The 15,749-nt window shown below is 74.0% G+C and carries 14 protein-coding genes; 5 read left to right on the forward strand and 9 right to left on the reverse strand.

Annotated features, from left to right (window positions below):
- Positions 1-283 precede the first annotated feature (283 nt).
- The 3 genes from ACIOJE_RS04660 (at position 284) to ACIOJE_RS04670 (ending at position 2,097) form a co-directional block, all read left to right on the forward strand.
- Positions 284-955, forward strand: a complete 672-nt coding sequence (locus ACIOJE_RS04660; RefSeq protein WP_400773292.1) for a TetR/AcrR family transcriptional regulator — start codon at positions 284-286, stop codon at positions 953-955.
- 168 nt (positions 956-1,123) lie between these two features.
- The gene (locus tag ACIOJE_RS04665) at positions 1,124-1,318 is read left to right on the forward strand and encodes a DUF1918 domain-containing protein (RefSeq protein ID WP_280682550.1); all 195 of its coding nucleotides are present in this window, start codon (positions 1,124-1,126) and stop codon (positions 1,316-1,318) included.
- Between the two features lie 50 nt (positions 1,319-1,368).
- Positions 1,369-2,097, forward strand: a complete 729-nt coding sequence (locus ACIOJE_RS04670) for a DedA family protein (RefSeq protein WP_280682553.1) — start codon at positions 1,369-1,371, stop codon at positions 2,095-2,097.
- Positions 2,098-2,103: 6 nt separating this feature from the next.
- Here ACIOJE_RS04670 and ACIOJE_RS04675 read toward each other — a convergent pair whose 3' ends face one another.
- From ACIOJE_RS04675 to ACIOJE_RS04700, 6 genes are all read right to left on the reverse strand, one after another.
- Positions 2,104-2,844, reverse strand: a complete 741-nt coding sequence (locus tag ACIOJE_RS04675; protein WP_280682555.1) for a PIG-L family deacetylase — start codon at positions 2,842-2,844, stop codon at positions 2,104-2,106.
- Between the two features lie 151 nt (positions 2,845-2,995).
- Complete coding sequence (locus ACIOJE_RS04680) at positions 2,996-4,207, reverse strand: MFS transporter (RefSeq protein ID WP_400773295.1); 1,212 nt, start codon at positions 4,205-4,207, stop codon at positions 2,996-2,998.
- Between the two features lie 5 nt (positions 4,208-4,212).
- On the reverse strand, positions 4,213-4,815 hold the full coding sequence (locus ACIOJE_RS04685; protein ID WP_280682559.1) for a GNAT family N-acetyltransferase: 603 nt from the start codon (positions 4,813-4,815) through the stop codon (positions 4,213-4,215).
- Positions 4,816-6,027: a type III PLP-dependent enzyme gene (locus ACIOJE_RS04690; protein ID WP_400773418.1), complete on the reverse strand. Its 1,212-nt coding sequence runs from the start codon at positions 6,025-6,027 to the stop codon at positions 4,816-4,818.
- Between the two features lie 93 nt (positions 6,028-6,120).
- Positions 6,121-7,494, reverse strand: a complete 1,374-nt coding sequence (locus ACIOJE_RS04695) for a DUF6271 family protein (RefSeq protein WP_400773297.1) — start codon at positions 7,492-7,494, stop codon at positions 6,121-6,123.
- Positions 7,476-8,570, reverse strand: coding sequence for a phytanoyl-CoA dioxygenase family protein (locus ACIOJE_RS04700; protein ID WP_400773299.1), 1,095 nt, complete (start codon positions 8,568-8,570; stop codon positions 7,476-7,478). Before ACIOJE_RS04700 ends, ACIOJE_RS04695 begins: the two co-directional genes overlap by 19 nt.
- Positions 8,571-9,044: 474 nt before the next feature.
- Here ACIOJE_RS04700 and ACIOJE_RS04705 point away from each other — a divergent pair, with 474 nt between their 5' ends.
- Positions 9,045-10,994 (forward strand): FUSC family protein, encoded by a 1,950-nt coding sequence (locus tag ACIOJE_RS04705; protein ID WP_400773301.1) that lies wholly within the window; start codon positions 9,045-9,047, stop codon positions 10,992-10,994.
- 67 nt (positions 10,995-11,061) lie between these two features.
- On the opposite strand, the gene ACIOJE_RS04710 is transcribed toward ACIOJE_RS04705, so the two are convergent.
- The gene (locus ACIOJE_RS04710; RefSeq protein ID WP_400773303.1) at positions 11,062-12,465 is read right to left on the reverse strand and encodes an amidase; all 1,404 of its coding nucleotides are present in this window, start codon (positions 12,463-12,465) and stop codon (positions 11,062-11,064) included.
- Positions 12,466-12,720: 255 nt separating this feature from the next.
- Between ACIOJE_RS04710 and ACIOJE_RS04715 the strand changes: the two genes are divergently transcribed.
- Positions 12,721-14,052, forward strand: coding sequence for a cytochrome P450 (locus ACIOJE_RS04715; protein ID WP_280682569.1), 1,332 nt, complete (start codon positions 12,721-12,723; stop codon positions 14,050-14,052).
- 196 nt (positions 14,053-14,248) lie between these two features.
- On the opposite strand, the gene ACIOJE_RS04720 is transcribed toward ACIOJE_RS04715, so the two are convergent.
- The gene (locus tag ACIOJE_RS04720) at positions 14,249-14,830 is read right to left on the reverse strand and encodes a DUF421 domain-containing protein (RefSeq protein ID WP_280682571.1); all 582 of its coding nucleotides are present in this window, start codon (positions 14,828-14,830) and stop codon (positions 14,249-14,251) included.
- A 109-nt stretch (positions 14,831-14,939) separates the two neighbouring features.
- On the reverse strand, positions 14,940-15,725 hold the full coding sequence (locus ACIOJE_RS04725) for a LysR family substrate-binding domain-containing protein (protein ID WP_400773420.1): 786 nt from the start codon (positions 15,723-15,725) through the stop codon (positions 14,940-14,942).
- Positions 15,726-15,749 lie beyond the last annotated feature (24 nt).

Raw genomic sequence — 15,749 nt, forward strand, 5'->3', positions numbered from 1 at the left:
ACGGGATCATCCAGACGTCGGGTGGCGCCGGATTCGTCCATCGCGCCACAGCTGACACTCGTTCACCACGGAGGGGCATGAAGTGATCACGCAAGGTGGTTCCGGTAGGGAGTATGAACCGGCGTTCGCGTTCACGACAAGACCACGGCCGACTCCCGGACACCTTCCCGCCACCATGGCGTTCAGCTCCGGCCACCAGTCGACACGCGCCCCACCGGACACTCGGGGACGGTTTCGCCCCGGTGATTCGCCGCCGGAACAGCGGATGCGGCACAGTGACGTCATGAGCGAGCAGAGTCATGCGAGCGCCGGACGGACCCTCGCGACCAGACGCCGTCCGGTCCAGCAGCGCAGCCAGGAGCGGTACGGCCGGATCCTCGACGCCTGCGCCGGGCTGCTCGACGAGGTCGGCGCCACCGCGCTCACCACCAAGGAGGTCGCCCAGCGCGCCCGGGTGCCGATCGGCACCTTGTACCAGTTCTTCGCCGGCAAGGAGGACCTGCTCGCCGCCCTCGCCACCCGCAACCTCGACCAGTACCTCCAGCGGCTCGACCGCCGGCTCGCGGCCGACGCACCGGTCGGCCCGGCCCGGTTCACCGACCTCGCGGTGGACGAGTTCGTGGCGATGAAGCGCGCGGTGCCCGGCTTCGGCCAGGTCGACTTCGGACTCGCCGACGTGGCCGCCCCCACCGGCCTCCGGGACGACCGGCACCTGCTCGACGCGGGCGTGGACAACAACACCGCCGTCGCACTGCGCCTGCAGGCCCTCGGCGGCGAGGTGTTCGCGACGGGCGATCCGGCGGCGTTCACCCTCGCCCTGCGGGTGGCCCTGGAGGCCGCCGACGCGGTGCTCAAGCTGGCCTTCCGCGGGAGCCCGGAGGGCGATCCGGCGCTGATCGCCGAGTGCAAGCGGCTGCTCCGCTCCTACCTCGTGGAGCAGCCGCCCGCCGGCTGAGGCCGCTCCGGTGCCCCCGCCGGGGCCCGGCACCACCCGCCCCGCACCACCCGCCCCGCACCTCCCGTCCGCCCGAGCCGTTGCGAGCCCGCCGTCGTCGCAGCACAGTGGAGAGCAGCGGAAAGCGGACGGCCGCGGAGGCGGCCGCCACGACCCGAGGAGCAGACGATGCACGCAGCGGTAGGTGACCAGCTCCACATCCACAGCAAGTCGGTGGGCATGGTGGACCAGAAGGGCGAGATCGTCGAGGTGCGCGGCGTGGACGGCGAACCGCCGTACATGGTCCGCTTCGAGGACGGCCACGAGGGTCTGATCTATCCCGGCCCCGACTGCAACATCGAACACCGCACGGCGAAGCGCTGACCGACGCCCCCACCGCCCCGCATCCCACCGGGACGAGGTGGTGAGGAGCGGTGTCCGCCCCCACGACCCCGCTGCCCGGGGCCCTCGCCGGGCTCGCGCCCTTGCTGGACCACTACGGGTACCTCGCGGTGGCGCTGCTCGTGCTGCTCGACAACTGCGGCATCCCGGTGCCCGGGCAGACCATCCTGGTGCTGGCCTCGGTCTACGCCGGCACCGGACACCTGGACTTCGCCGCCGTCGTCCTGATCGCCTTCGCCGCCGCCGCGCTCGGCAACAGTCTCGGCTACCTGATCGGCCACACCGGCGGGCGCGCCTTCGTCCACCGCTGGGGCCGCTACGTGCTGCTCACCCCGGCCCGGATGGAACGCGCGGACGGCTTCTTCGCCCGGCACGGCGGGGAGGTCGTCACGGTCGCCCGCTTCGTGGACGGGCTGCGCCAGGCCAACGGCATCATCGCCGGGACGACGGAGATGCCCTGGCGCCGGTTCCAGCCGTTCAACCTGCTCGGCGCCGCGCTGTGGACGGGTGTCTGGGCGACCTTCGGCTACCTGGCCGGGGCGAACATCGGCACCGTCTACCGGACGGCCATCCGCTACCAGCTCTGGTTCGCGGTCGGCCTCGGGCTGGTGGTCGCGGCCCTCCTGCTCCGGCAGGTGCTGCGCTACCGACGCCGGAGCCGCACGGACCCGGGCTCCGACGCCGGCTCCGACGCCGACGCCGGCTCCAGCTCCGGCTCCGGCACGGATGCCGAAAGCGACCCCGACCCCGACGCCCGGTAGCGCGGCTCAGCGCAGCGGGAACACCTCGAACGGCACCGCGAACCGCACCCCGAGCCGGCTGCCCGCACCCCGCCCGAAGCCCTCCAGGAACTCGCGGGCGTCCGCCATCGCCCCACCGAGCCCGGCCAGGTACGCCTTGTGCTCCTCCAGCGAGGCCACCCCCAGGTCGAAGTGCTCGGTGGTGTCCACCGCGTGCCTCGACTCCGGCGAGGCCGCCGCCCACACCTGCCGCACCCCGTTCCACGGCTCGTGGCCCTCGGCCAGCAGCTCCCGGAACACCCACCGGTTGCCGGCGTCCCGCGCCGCGTCCAGGGCGGCCCGCCCGACCGCGATGTGGTCGGCCTGGTTGGGGAACGTCCCGCCGTACGTCTCCCGGAAGTTGCTGGTGATCACCACGTCCGGCCGGTGCCGGCGCACCGCCCGGGCGATGTCCCGGCGCAGCGGCAGCCCGTACTCCACCACGCCGTCCGGGTGCCCGAGGAACTCGACGGTGTCCACCCCGACCACGCGCGCCGAGGCGATCTGCTCCGCCTCCCGCAGCGGCCCGCACTCCTCGGGGCTCATCGAGTCGATCCCGGCCTCACCGCTGGTGACCATCACGTAGACGACCTTCTTGCCCTGCGCCGTCCACCGCGCGACGGCCGCGGCGCCGCCGTACTCCATGTCGTCCGGGTGCGCGACGACGGCCAGCGCGGTCTGCCAGTCCTCGTCGACGGGCAGGTACGGCTCGGGGGCCTGCTCACTCATGGTGCTCTCGCCTCTCAGTGCGGCTCACAGTCATACGGTCATACCGCAGGCGACTCTAGAAGACCCTCGACGCCGACACACCGTCACACACCGCCCCGACCGGCGGGCTTGCCCCTGACGCACGGGTGAGGGGGTCGGGGGGAGCGGACGCTCAGGAAGCGTCCGGGGCGAGCCGGCCGTCGAGCGGCTCGGTGCGGGGCTGCGCCGCGGGCCAGCCGATCCGGGTCGCGCAGAGCGAGACGATCGCGGCGGAGGCGGCGACGGCGGCCATGCCCCACACCAGGCTGGTGGCGTCGGCGATGAAGCCGATCACCGCGGGCCCGGCGAGCAGCCCGGTGGTGCCCATCGCGGCGACCAGGGAGAGCGCGTCGGCGCCCCGGCGGGCCGCGGCGACGTAGACGCACGGGGTGACCGCAGCGACGCCGAGGCCGACGCAGGCGAAGCCGAGCAGGGTCGGCACGACGCCGCCGACGAGCAGGGCGAGGGCCAGCCCGGCGCCGGCCAGCAGGCTGCCGGCCCGGACGATCCGGCCGTCGCCGAAGCGGGTGCGCCAGCCGTCCGCGAAGATCCGGGCGAGCACCATCATCACCGAGACGACCGCGATGCCCATCGGGGCGAGCCCGGCGCCGGCGTTGACGACGTCCTTGAGGTAGAGCGCGGACCAGTCGTTCATGGCGCCCTCGGTGACGGTGCCGAACACCATCGCCAGGCCCATCCACAGGGTCGCCGCGGCGGGGAGGACGAACCGGCGGCGGTCCTTTCTCGACGCCGGGGCCTCCTGCGCCGTGGCCTGCCCCTCGTCCGTCAGCAGTCCGGGCCGGGCGACCACGACCAGCACCGCGAGCAGCGCGGCGGCCACTCCGAAGTGGACCACCATCGTGCCGGTGACGGCGGTGACGCCGGAGGCGAGCAGCGCGGCGAACAGCGAGCCGGCGCTGAAGGTGGCGTGCAGGCGGGACATGGTGGTCCGCTCGTAGCGGGCCTCCAGTGCCGCGCCCTGGGCGTTCATCGCGACGTTCAGGCAGCCGACGGCGACGCCGTCGCAGAACAGCACCAGCAGGGTGACCGGGTAGTCGGGCACCACGGACAGCGCGAGCAGGACGCCGCCGAGGGCGAGCGCGGAGACCACCGCCAGCAGGCGGGAGCCGAACCGCCGCATCAAGACGGCGACCAGCGGGAAGGACACCGCCGCGCCGACCCCGCAGGTCATCAGCAGCAGGCCGATCTGGGCCTCGCCGAGGTCGAGCCCGGTCTTCAGCGCGGGGATCCGGGAGACCCAGGTCGCGTACTGGAAGCCGAGCAGGAAGAACAGTGCGGCGATGGCCAGTTGGGACCGGCGGAAGTCGTCGCGAACGGGGGACATGTGCATCAGCCCACTTCGGCTCTGGGTGGGAACCCGAGGGACGGGTCGGTGGAGGGGGTCGGCGACCAGGCCGGGGCCGCAGCCGGGGCCGGGACCGCAGCGGAGGCGGCGGCCGGGCTCAGCGGCATCGCCATGTAGACCGCCTCGGGGCCGTAGCTCGCGGGCAGTCCGATCTCGGGGCGGGCCCGGTAGCCCAGCGGGGCCCAGAGCACCTGCGAGCCGCGGACGGCCACCAGGGAGAGGGTCCGGTAGCCGCCCGCACGGGCGGTCTCCTCCAGGTGGCGCAGCATCCCGCGGGCCAGTCCGCGGCCGCGCAGCTCCTCGGAGACGACCACGTCGTGGACGTGCAGGTTGGTGGCGCGGACGCCGCCGGCCTCGGACCGGCTGAGGTCCGGGCACCGGAACAGCGGGTAGGGCAGGGCCAGCAGGTAGCCGCCGAAGCCGCCGGCGTGCTCCAGGACGAAGCAGGTGTCGGGCGAGGCGCGGTGGCGCGAGCGCAGCGCCTCGCGGCCCTCGGACAGGCCGCTGGCCGCGTAGGCGCGCTCTTCCAGCGCGACCACGCCGTCCCAGTCGTCCTCCCGGAGCAGCCTGATCCGGATGCCGGTCATCTACGCGGCACCTCCGTCCGAGCCGCCGGTCCCGCCGATGCAGGTGTACGGCAGCGGCTCGAAGCCGTTGAACCCCCGGGTGGTGTAGGCGGTGGCGTACGCACCGCAGGAGTGGATCCAGACCGGCTCGCCGGAGGCGATCGCGCGCGGGACCCGGACCAGGCCGTCCTCCGGGGCGTACGCGTCGTCGCTGTCGCAGGTCGGCCCGGCGACGACGGCGTTGACGAACTGGCCGCCGGGGTGGGTGGGGAATTCGAGCCGGTACTGGAGCTCGTCCATCTCGTACAGGCCGTTGAACTTCCCGCAGCTCAGGTAGAGCCAGTCCTCGCGGGTGCCGTCGAGCTGGCGGCGGGAGGAGAGCCGGGCGACGTGGGCGCGGATGGCGCCGTGGTCGGCGACCAGGTGACGGCCGGGTTCCATCAGGAACTCCAGCGGCGCGGCGTTGACGGTGCGCAGCCGCTCCATGCCGTCGCGGATGACCGCGAACATCTTGTCCAGCGGCGGGTCGAGCGGGCGGCCGTGCCGGTCGAGGACCCCGAGGGCGGGCAGGCCGCCGCCGAGGTTGATCCGCTCCAGGGTGATGCCGCGCCAGTTGAGCGCTTCCAGGACGGCGGCGAGCGACTCCACGGCGGCGCCCCAGGCCTCGGCGGTCATCTGCTGGGAGCCGACGTGCACGGAGAGTCCGGACGGGGTGAGGCCGGCCGCGCGGGCCGCGTCCAGGACGCGCAGGGCGTCCTCGGGCGAGCAGCCGAACTTGCGGCTCAGGCCCCACAGGGCGCCGTCGCCGGTGGTGGCGACCCGGCAGAACACCCGGGCGCCGGGGGCGTGTTCGGCGATCGCGGCGACGTCCTCCAGGCTGTCGGTGGCGAAGTCGCGCACGCCCAGCCGGTAGGCCTGCGCGATGTTGCGGTCGGACTTGATGGTGTTGCCGTAGTGGATCCGGTCCGGGCTCACCCCGGTGCGCAGCGCCTGGTCGATCTCCTGCGGGCTGGCCGCGTCGAAGCCGGAGCCGAGCGCGGCGAGGTGGTCGAGCACCTCGTCCACCGGGCAGGCCTTCATCGCGAACCGGACGGCGACGCCCGGCAGTTCGCCGATCAGGGCGGCGTACTGGCGCTCGATGCCGTCGAGGTCGTAGATGATCCGGTCGTCGGTGGCAGCGGCGAGGGCGGCGCGGATCGCCGTCCGGTCGTACGCGGCCGGGGTCGGCGCGATGCCGGTGTGCGCAGTGCTGTGGTGTGCGGTGGTGTGGTGCGCCGGGGCGCGGTGGGCGGTGGTCTGACGTATCACGAATGGCTCCCGGTGCGGCTACCGCGGCAGCCGGTCGGCGGGGGTGGCCTTGCTCGCCCGCATGAGCGGGCCCCACGCGTCGATCAGCAGCGCGAAGTCCTCGATGTCCGCCTGCGCCTCGTCGAGCAGACGCGCCCGCTGGGGCGCCAGGTGGTCGGCGAACTCGGCGTACTTCCCGCCGAGTTGCCGGTAACAGTGGTCCAGTGCGGCGAGCCGCCGGTGGTTCTCCGCACGGTCCGTCGCGGCGCTGCGGCGGGCCGAGTCGGCGATGACGTCGGGGCGGACGTGGTGCGCCTCGTCGAGGAGGGCGCCGCCGGCCGCCTCCATCTCGAAGTAGACCGGGTACAGGTAGAGCATGGAGAGCAGGAACTTGGCGTAGCGCAGCTGGTAGGCGGTGAAGCCGGGGCCGGTACGCCGTTCCGGGGTGTAGTAGTTGACGATGTGGCGGTTGTGCACCACGCCGGGCAGGGTGGCATCGCGGACGAGGTGCAGCAGGAAGTAGTCGCTGCCGATGGTGGCGGTGGCGGGCGGCAGCGGGACGCGGTCGTAGACCTCGTGGTCCAGCGCGACGTTGCACATGTCGATCCGCCAGATGTCGGGCAGGTCGAGCACGGCCCGGTCGGCGGTGAACGGGTCGGTGCCGCCGCCGGTGAAGGACTCGGCGACGAGTTCGCGCCGGTCCTCCTCGCTGGCGCCGGTGGGCGCCCAGAGGGCGACGACCTGGTGGTAGGCGTCCGGGTCGAGTTCGCGGATCTCGCCGATGTCGACGGAGAGTTCACCGACGAAGGAGCCTCCGACCAGGGCGACGGGCTTGTCGGCGTGCACCGGGTCGAGGGTGTCCTCGGTGATGGCGGCGGCCGCGTCGGCGGCCTTGAGCCCGAGCGTGGCGAGCTCGTGCTCGATCGGGAACACCCCTTCGCCGTCGAGCAGTTGGTAGGCGCTGTCGGAGTCGCGGCGGTGCACGGAGTCGCAGCCGAGCGCGCCGGCGAGCAGGAACGCCCGGTTGGTGCAGGCGCCGTAGGAGACGGCGTCGGGGAGCATCAGGTCGAGCAGCTTGTCGGGCCCGGCGGCCCCGGAGCGCTCGATCACGTCGCGCAGGAAGGTGCGCTGGGCGGCCTCGTCGAGGTGGTGGACGACCACCTGCCCGGCGACCACCTGCCCGGGGTCCACCTGCCCCGCGTCCGTCTGCCCGGCGGCGGGCAGGGCCACCGCGGACAGGGCGGCGACGGCCTCGGCGTGCCGCTCGAACTCGGCGGGATCGGCGGAGTCCAGGATCAGCAGGTGCACCCGGACGCCGAACCGCCGTGCGGCGTAGGCGGCTTCGGCGCCGATCGCGGCGATGGTGGCCGCGCACTCGCGGTTGGTGGGCAGGGTCAGGCAGACGGCGCGCATTCCGGCTCCCCCGTGGACTCGGCGGGCTTGTGGTCGGCGGGCTTGTGGTCGGCGAACTCCCGGCCGCCCCAGGAGCGCAGGCCGAGCAGCCGCTCGCCGAGCTCGGTGAGTTCGGCGGGCCCGTAGCGCAGCGACTCGTGGCGGGTCGCGTCGCCGACCAGGGTGCGGTTCCAGTCCGGGGTGGCGAGGGTGCGCCAGGACTCCACCCGGGAGCGGCGCATCTGCTCGGCCTCCTCCAGCGCGGGCATCATCGACAGGTACTGCACGGCGCGCACGCCGCTCTCGGAGGTGTTGCGGGCGACGCCGTGGGCGAGCAGGCCGTTCCAGATCAGCAGGTCGCCGGCCTTCAACTCGGGCCGCACCACCGGGAACTCGGTGCGGTCGACGTCCGGGCGGATCGGGTCGCGGTCGGCCGGCTGGGCGGCCTGCCACTCGTTGAAGCGGCGGAACAGCTCCGGGTTGCACTGGAAGCCGCCGTGGTCGGGGTGGGTGTCGTCGAGCGCGATGATGCCCTGGACGCGCTGGGGCAGCATGCCCTGGACGGTGTCGACGTCCCAGTGCAGTTCGATGTCGAAGCCCTTGTCGGTGGGCTCGATGAGCGCGCGGTCGCGGTTGCGGATGTTCGGCGGGTTGAGGTTGAGCCGGTCGAGGGTGACCCAGAGCTCCTCACAGTCCCAGACGTCGACGAAGGCGTCGTAGACCCGCCGGGCCTGCCGGCTGTCCCAGATCAGCTGGTGGTGGTAGGCCTCGACGAAGCCGTAGATGTGCAGGTGCTGGTCGAGTTCGTCGCGGTAGTCGCGCTCGCGGTACCAGTCCTCGGGGCGGTCGGGTGACAGGCCCTGGAAGTCCCAGGCGAAGTCGAGCAGGCGGCGCGCGGCCTCGGCCGGGACGGCCTCCTTGACCACGATGTAGCCGTAGGTCTGCCAGAAGGCGTAGTCCTCCTCGGAGAGCACCCGCAGCGGGTGCGTCTTGCGGACCTCGCGCAGTGCCGTCCGCGCGAGGTAGCTCTCCCCGTCCTCGCTGAAGTAGGGGCGCTCCGAGGCGGCTCGGTGCAGATATCCGTCAGGGCTCGGCATGGGCAGTCACTCCATGGTTCGTAGTCGGCGCAGCGCTTCCTGGACGCACAAAGCGGGCACAGCGAGCCGATGGCCCGTCACTCGCCGTATGTGGAATTCGGCCCGCGGACCGCACGCTGGTCCGCATACGCTCCGTACCGCCCGGGCCCCGCCCACGGGGTTCCGCCACGTCAGAGGGCCAACTCGCCCGTTCGGCAAGGACTCTCACCCTGCCTCAGCCTTTGCCGAACCGCGCTCCCCATACGTTGGACTAGACCAACTAATGGTGTCAACCCTCGACGGCCGGTTACCAATAGGGAAATCCGCGCAGTTCAGGCGCCCCTTGGGGTTCGCTTTATGTTTCGGAGGCTGACATAACCACCCGGGTATGTTTCGGGAATTGACATAAACCTGACGTGAACCAGAACGGCCTCCCGACGGTTGCACCCCGCCGTCAAGCGGGCCGCGATCCGGGGCGGGTCGTACGTTGGGCCTGTGACACGCCGCCCCGGAGCCGTCCGGCTCGCCCCGCCCAGCTGGCTGACCGAGAGCCTGCGGCCCAAGGCCGCGCCGATCCCGTGGGCGGCGGTGGCCCGGGCCTCGGTGGCGCTCGCCGCGCCGCTCGCCGTCGGCACCGCCACCGGGCGGCCCGGGTACGGCGCGCTGGTGTCGATGGGCGCACTGTCCGGGGTCATCGGGGACACCGCGGACGCGTACCGGATGCGGGTGTTCAACATCGCCGTGCCGCAGCTGTTCGGCTCGCTCGGGGTCCTGCTCGGCACCCTCGTGTACGGAGCCGGCTGGACGGCCGTCGCCGTGCTGACCGCCGTCGCACTGGTCTCCGGCATGATCTCCTCGATCGGCGCGGTCGCCTCGGTGTCCGGACTGCTCCTGCTCCTCGACGCGGTGGTCGGCGCCGGCCTGCCGCTGCCCTCCCCCTGGTGGCTGCCGTCCTGCCTGCTGCTGCTCGGCGGCCTGGTGGTGCTCGGCCTCACCCTGCTCGCCTGGCCGCTGCGCGGCGGGACGCCGGAACGCTCCGCAGTGGCCGGCACCTACCGGGCGGTCGCCGCCTTCCTGGAGGCCACCGGCACCCCCGGGTACGACGGCAGGCGGCAGGCGCTCACCCAGTCGCTGAACCAGTCCTACGACCTCCTGCTCGCCCGCCGCACCCGCCGGCACGGCCGCTCCCCCGCCCTGGTGCGGCTGCTCGCCCAACTCAACGCCGTCGTCCCGGTGGTGGAGGCCACCTCGGCGGCACAGCTGCGCCCGCGCGAGTACGGCCCGCTGCCGCCCGCTTACCCCGCGGCGGTGCGCGAACTCGCCGAGGCCGTCGGGCAAGGGCGCACCGGGCCGGCCCCGCCGCCCTGGCTGCCCGACCCGGCCGGGCCGTCCACCCGCGCCCTGGTGGAGGCGATCGGCCACGCCTGGGCCGTCGCGCACGAGGCCGCGCCGGACCCGTACGCCACCGCCGACCGGCTCGGCCGGCCCGCCGCGCTGCAGGTCCGCGCCCGCCGGGCCGCCCGCGCGCTGCTGCTGTCCGGCGCGTCCTGGCGCTACGGGCTGCGGCTGGCGCTGTGCATCGGCGCCGCCCAGATCCTGGTGTCGGTGATCGCGGTGCCCCGCTCGTACTGGGTGTCGCTCACCGTCACCTTCGTGATGAAGCCCGACTTCGGCTCGGTGTTCTCCCGGGCGGTACTGCGCGCGCTCGGCACCGCTGCCGGGCTGCTGATCGCCGCCCCCGTGCTGGCCGAGGTGCCGCACGGCTGGTGGGACGTACCGGTGATGGCGGCGCTGGCGACGCTCATCCCGGCGCTGTCGGCGAAGGGGTACGCGTTCCAGACCGCGGCCATCACCCCGGTGATCCTGCTGCTCTCCGACCTGCTCAACCACCAGGGCTTCCACCTGGCGCTGCCCCGGCTGTACGACTCACTGGTCGGCTGCGGCATCTCGCTGCTGGCCGGCTACCTGCTGTGGCCGGAGTCCTGGCACACCCGGATCGGGGAACGGCTGGCCGACGCCGTCGCGGACACCGCCACGTACGTCTCGCTGGCCTTCACCACCGGGCCCGGCATCGACCAGCCGGCCCGCGCCCGGTGCCGGCGGCGGCTCTACCGGGACCTGTCCGCCGTGCGCAGCGAGTTCCAGCGAGCGCTCACCGAGCCGCCACCGGTGGGGGCCCGGGCCGAGGCCTGGTGGCCGCTGGTGATCGCGGTCGAGCGGATCGTGGACACCACGACCGCCACCCGGGTCCGGGTGGAGCACGGCGCGCCGGCGCCGTCCCCGGCCGAGGTCGGTGCCCTGACCCGGGAGCTGACCGACCTGGCCGAGGCGCTGCGCAGCCGCAGGCCGCTGCCCGAGGCCGAGCCGGACGGCGTCTCCCCCGACTGCGCGCTGGCCCGGCTGCACCACGAGGTGCGGGCGGCGCAGGCGGTGCTGTCGGGCTGAGGGCCGCCCTGGCCCCCCGCCGGTCCTGGATCCGGTCAGTCCCGGACCCCGCCGGTCCCGGGCCCGGTCAGTCCTGGATCCGCCGCCAGGGCCGGTCCGCCTCCAGCTCGAAGGCCAGCTCCAGCAACAGCCGCTCCTGGCCGTGCGCGGCCGAGAGGTGGACGCCGATCGGCAGGCCGCTCGGCGCGGCGCCGGTGGGCAGGGCGATGCCGGGCCCACCGGTCACGTTGTTGACCGGGGTGAAGGCCACGTAGCGCCGCAGCCGCTCGATCAGCTCGTCGAAGGCCACGTTGGGGCTCAGGTGGCCGATCGGCGGGGCGGTGTGGGCGAGCACCGGGGAGAGGATCACGTCGTGGGTGCGGAAGACGCCCGCGTACGCGGCCTCGGCGCGGCGCAGCCGGCGCAGGACGGCCGGGGTGCGCAGGAACTCCCGCTGGTACAGCCGCCGCAGCCCGGTGGTCAGGCCGTCCAGCCGGTTGATCCGGAAGCTGCGGTCCAGCATCAGCCGGCCACTGAGCGCGATGGCGAGGGCGATGTAGCCCCAGTACAGGACGAAGTCGCGGGAGAACTCCTCGCCGAACGGCAGGGTGGTCTCCTCCACGTGGTGGCCGAGCGCCGCCAGCCGGGCGGCGGTCTCCACGACGGCCGCACGGGTGGGTTCGTCGGTGGTGGCTGTCGGCGAGTCCGTCACCAGTCCGATCCGCAGCCTGCGCCGCCCCGGGCCCTCGACCAGGCCGAGCGGGGGCAGCCGGGGGTTGCGGTGGTGGCGCTCGGCGGCGGCGAAGAAGGCGGCGGTGTCGCGGACCGAGCGGGTCAGCACGCCGTCGGTGACGAGGTCGATCGGCAGCTTGCCGCCCTGGGCGTTGGAGACCAGGCGGCCCCGGGTGGGCTTGAGGCCGACCAGCCCGCAGCAGGCCGCCGGGATGCGGATCGACCCGCCGCCGTCGTTGGCGTGCGCGATCGGCACCACTCCGGCGGCCACCAGTGCGGCCGAGCCGCCGGAGGAGGCGCCGGCCGAGTGCGAGGGCTTCCAGGGGTTGCGCACCGGCTGGGCGGTGGCGAACTCGGTGGAGGCGTTGAGGCCGAACTCGGGCAGCCGGGTCTTGCCGAGGACGGCCAGGCCGGTGGCGAGGAACTGGTCGGTGAAGCGGGCGTTGCGCCGGGCCGGGCGGGCCCGGAAGGCCTCGCTGCCCATGGTGGTCGGCAGCCCGCGCAGGTCGACGTTGTCCTTGAGGAAGGTGGGGACGCCGTACAGCGGGCCGTCGGCGCCGCCCGGGCCCAGCCGCGGCCGGTCGTAGGAGGCGTGGGCGACGGGGGTGAGCGTCGCGTCGATCCGGGCGGCGCGGGCGGCGGCGGCCGCGGCCAGCTCCGCGGGGGCCACCTCTCCGGCGCGGACGAGGGCGGCCAGCGCCACGGCGTCGTGCTCGCCGAGTGCGTCGTCGGTGAAACCGTGGGCCCGCTCGTCGGTCATCCGAACTCCCCATTCCCTACTGACCGGTAGTCTCGCAAGAGCTTCGCAGTGTAGGGGCGGGGCGGCGCCCGGGGATACCCCCCGTCGCCCCGGAAACCCAGCCGCGGACCCCGGGCTCCGACGGCGCACGGGCGTTCGGCCTGCGCCCCCGCGTTCACCCCGCCCGCCGGTCGCAGATCGTTTCGCCGACGGCCTCCGGGAAAGATCGGGAGCGCGAACCATTCCGGTCCTCCCCTCCACCCCAAGGTGACGCCCGTGCCCACCCAGTACACCTCGGCCACCGCCCCCGGCGCCCTCCCCCTGCTCGGCCACGCCCCCGCCTTCCTCCGCCGCCCGCTCGCTTTCGTCGCCGGACTGCCCGCGCACGGCGACCTGGTCCGGCTGCGGCTCGGCCCGCTGGACGCGTACGTCGCCTGCCACCCCGAGCTGGTCCGCCGACTGCTCACCGAGGACCGCACCTACGACAAGGGCGGGATCGTCCTCGACAAGGCCCGCGAGGTCTTCGGCCACGGCCTGGCCACCTGCCCCGCCGCCGCGCACCGGCGCCAACGCCGTATGCTGCAGCCCGCGTTCCACCGTGACCGGCTGCCCGGCTACGCCGCGATGATGGCCGAGGAGATCGCCGGCACCACCGCCACCTGGCGCGACGGCGACGTGGTCGACGTCCCCACCGCGATGTACCGCCTCACCACCGCGGTGACGGCCCGCTGCCTGTTCGCCGCCCACGAGCGGGCCGGGTCGCTTCCCGTCCACGCCAGCATGGACACCATCGCCCGCGGCGTCGGCCGGCGCGTCATGCTGCCGCTGCCCGGCACCGACCGCATTCCCACCCCGGAGAACCGCCGCTTCCGCCGCGCCCGGCAGGACCTGCAGGAGATCACCCGGCGGCTGATCGCCGACTACCGCGCCGCCGGCACCGACCACCACGACCTGCTGTCCATGCTGCTCAGCGCCCGCGACGAGGACGGGCAGGGGCTCTCCGACGCCGAGATCCACGACCAGGTGGTCACCTTCCTGCTCGCCGGCATGGAGGCCACCGCCGCCACCCTCTCCTGGGCCTGGACCCTGCTCGCCACCAACCCGGCCCTCCGCGACCGCTTGCACAGCGAACTGGACACCGTGCTCGACGGCCGCCCCGCCCGCCACGAGGACCTGCCCGCGCTGCCGCTCACCGCCCGCGTGGTCGCCGAGACGCTGCGGCTCTACCCTCCGTCCTGGATCCTCAGCCGCACCGTCGCCGCCGACGCCGAACTCGGCGGCCACCGCGTCCCGGCCGGCGCCACCATCCTGTACAGCCCCTACCTGCTGCACCGCCGGGCCGACGTGTTCACCTGCCCCGACCGCTTCGACCCGGACCGCTGGCTCACCACCGCCCGCCCCGTGCCCGGCACCTACGCCCCCTTCGGCCTCGGCGCCCGCCGCTGCATCGGCGACGCCTTCGGCACCACCGAGGCCGTCCTCGCCATCGCCACCATCGCCGCCCGCTGGACCGTCATCCCCACCCCCGGCCGCCGGATCCGCCCGGCCCGTAGCGCCTCGCTGTCCCCGCGCCCCTTCACGGCCACCCTCGCCCGCCGGGCGCGCTGAAACTCCAGGCGTACGTTCCGGCGTCCAGGAACACCCGCCGCGCGACGCACTGCCGCTGCCGGCGTCACCGGCGCCGGCAGCGGCACCAACTGGCCGTATCCCTGCCCGGATTCACGTTCGGTCGCGGCCGACGCCGCCCCGGCCGCCGGGCCGGAGGCCGCCGTTCCGATCCCGGACCCCTGGGATGCCGCCCGGGTCAGCGGTCCTTGGACCGGTCGGCCGCCAGTGTGGTGAGCAGGCGCTCGATGGTGTCCAGCCGACGCCGCAGGTCCTCCACGTCGCCGCGGGTGGCGCCCTGCTCGTCGGGCTTGAGGGTGATCACCAGCTGACCGTCGGGCTCCAAGCGGCCGACCGCGACGTCCCGGATGGTGTCGCCGTTCTGGACGCGGACGGCGTGCTCGATCTCGGAGGCCCGCAGCGCCAGCCCACGCAGCGCGCCCGGGACCAGCGCGCCGTCGCGCACCACGGTGGTCGGCGTGCCCTCCAACAACCGTGCGGCCCGCGGGTCGTGGGCCAGCCAGCGGGTGACGGCGGAGTTCACCGCGATCAGCGTGACCGCGCCGATGGCACCGCCGAGCAGGCTGTTGTCATTGCCGATGATCGCGTTCTGCACCACGTTGGACAGCAGGAAGACGACCACCATGTCGAAGGTGTTCAACCCCGCCAACCCGCGCTTACCCGCGACCCGGAACAGCAGCAGGATCAACGCGTAGACCGCGATCGTCCGGAGGATCTTCTCCACGATCGGAATCTGGACGATCACCAGGTCGTGCCACATGGCCCGCTCCTTCAACCCCTCGACCGGATGGGGCGGGCAGCGCCCGGAGCCCGACGGTACGCGCCCCGTCGGGCTCCGGCCAGCACCTGGGCCCTACGGGATCGGGGCCCTACGAACGGCGCTTCGGCTTGCCGCGCTTGGGGGTGGCCGAGCCCCGGCCACCCGCCGAGGGCCTCGGCTTGCCCTTCTGCGGGCCGCCCTTCTGCGCGCCGGCCTTCTGTGCGCCGGCCTTCTGCGGCTGGGGCTTGCGCTGTGCAGAGGCCTTCTTCGGCTCCTCCGCCGGCTGGGCACCGCGCCCGCGCGAGCTGTTGACCGTACGGCCCCGGACGATGCCGATGAACTCCTCCACCAGGTCCGTCGTGCGGTCCTGCGGCCAGGCCAGCGCCACCTGGGACTGCGGCGCCTCGGCGACCGGCCGGTAGGTGAGGTCCCGGCGGTGGTGCAGCCGGGCCAGCGACTGCGGCACCAGCAGCACGCCGACGTTGGCCGCGACCAGCTCGATCGCGTCGGCCGTGGTGGCCGGGCGGTCGATCGCCGGGCGCCCGGGCAGCCCGGCCGGCCAGCCGAGGGTGTCGTCGAGCGGGTGGAACACCACCTCCTCGGCGAGGTCGCCCAGCTCGGCCTCCTCGGCGGCGGCGAGGAAGTGGTCGTTGGGGAAGACCACGACGGTGGTCTCGGTGTAGAGCGGGATCGCGCTGAGCACGTCCCGGTCGACGGGCAGCCGGACCAGTCCGGCGTCCGCGGTGCCCTCGCGCAGGGCCGCCTCGCCGTCCTCGGCCGAGAGCGCGCGGAGGTCGAGCGGGACGTCCGGGAGCCGCTCGGCCCACACCCGGACCCATTTGCCGGGGGTCACGCCCGGGACGTACGCGAGCCGGAAGGACGGGTTCACCTGCATCTCTGTCACAGGGCAAGGCTACCG

The sequence above is a fragment of the Kitasatospora sp. NPDC087861 genome (assembly GCF_044742585.1).
In the GTDB taxonomy this organism is placed as follows: domain Bacteria; phylum Actinomycetota; class Actinomycetes; order Streptomycetales; family Streptomycetaceae; genus Kitasatospora.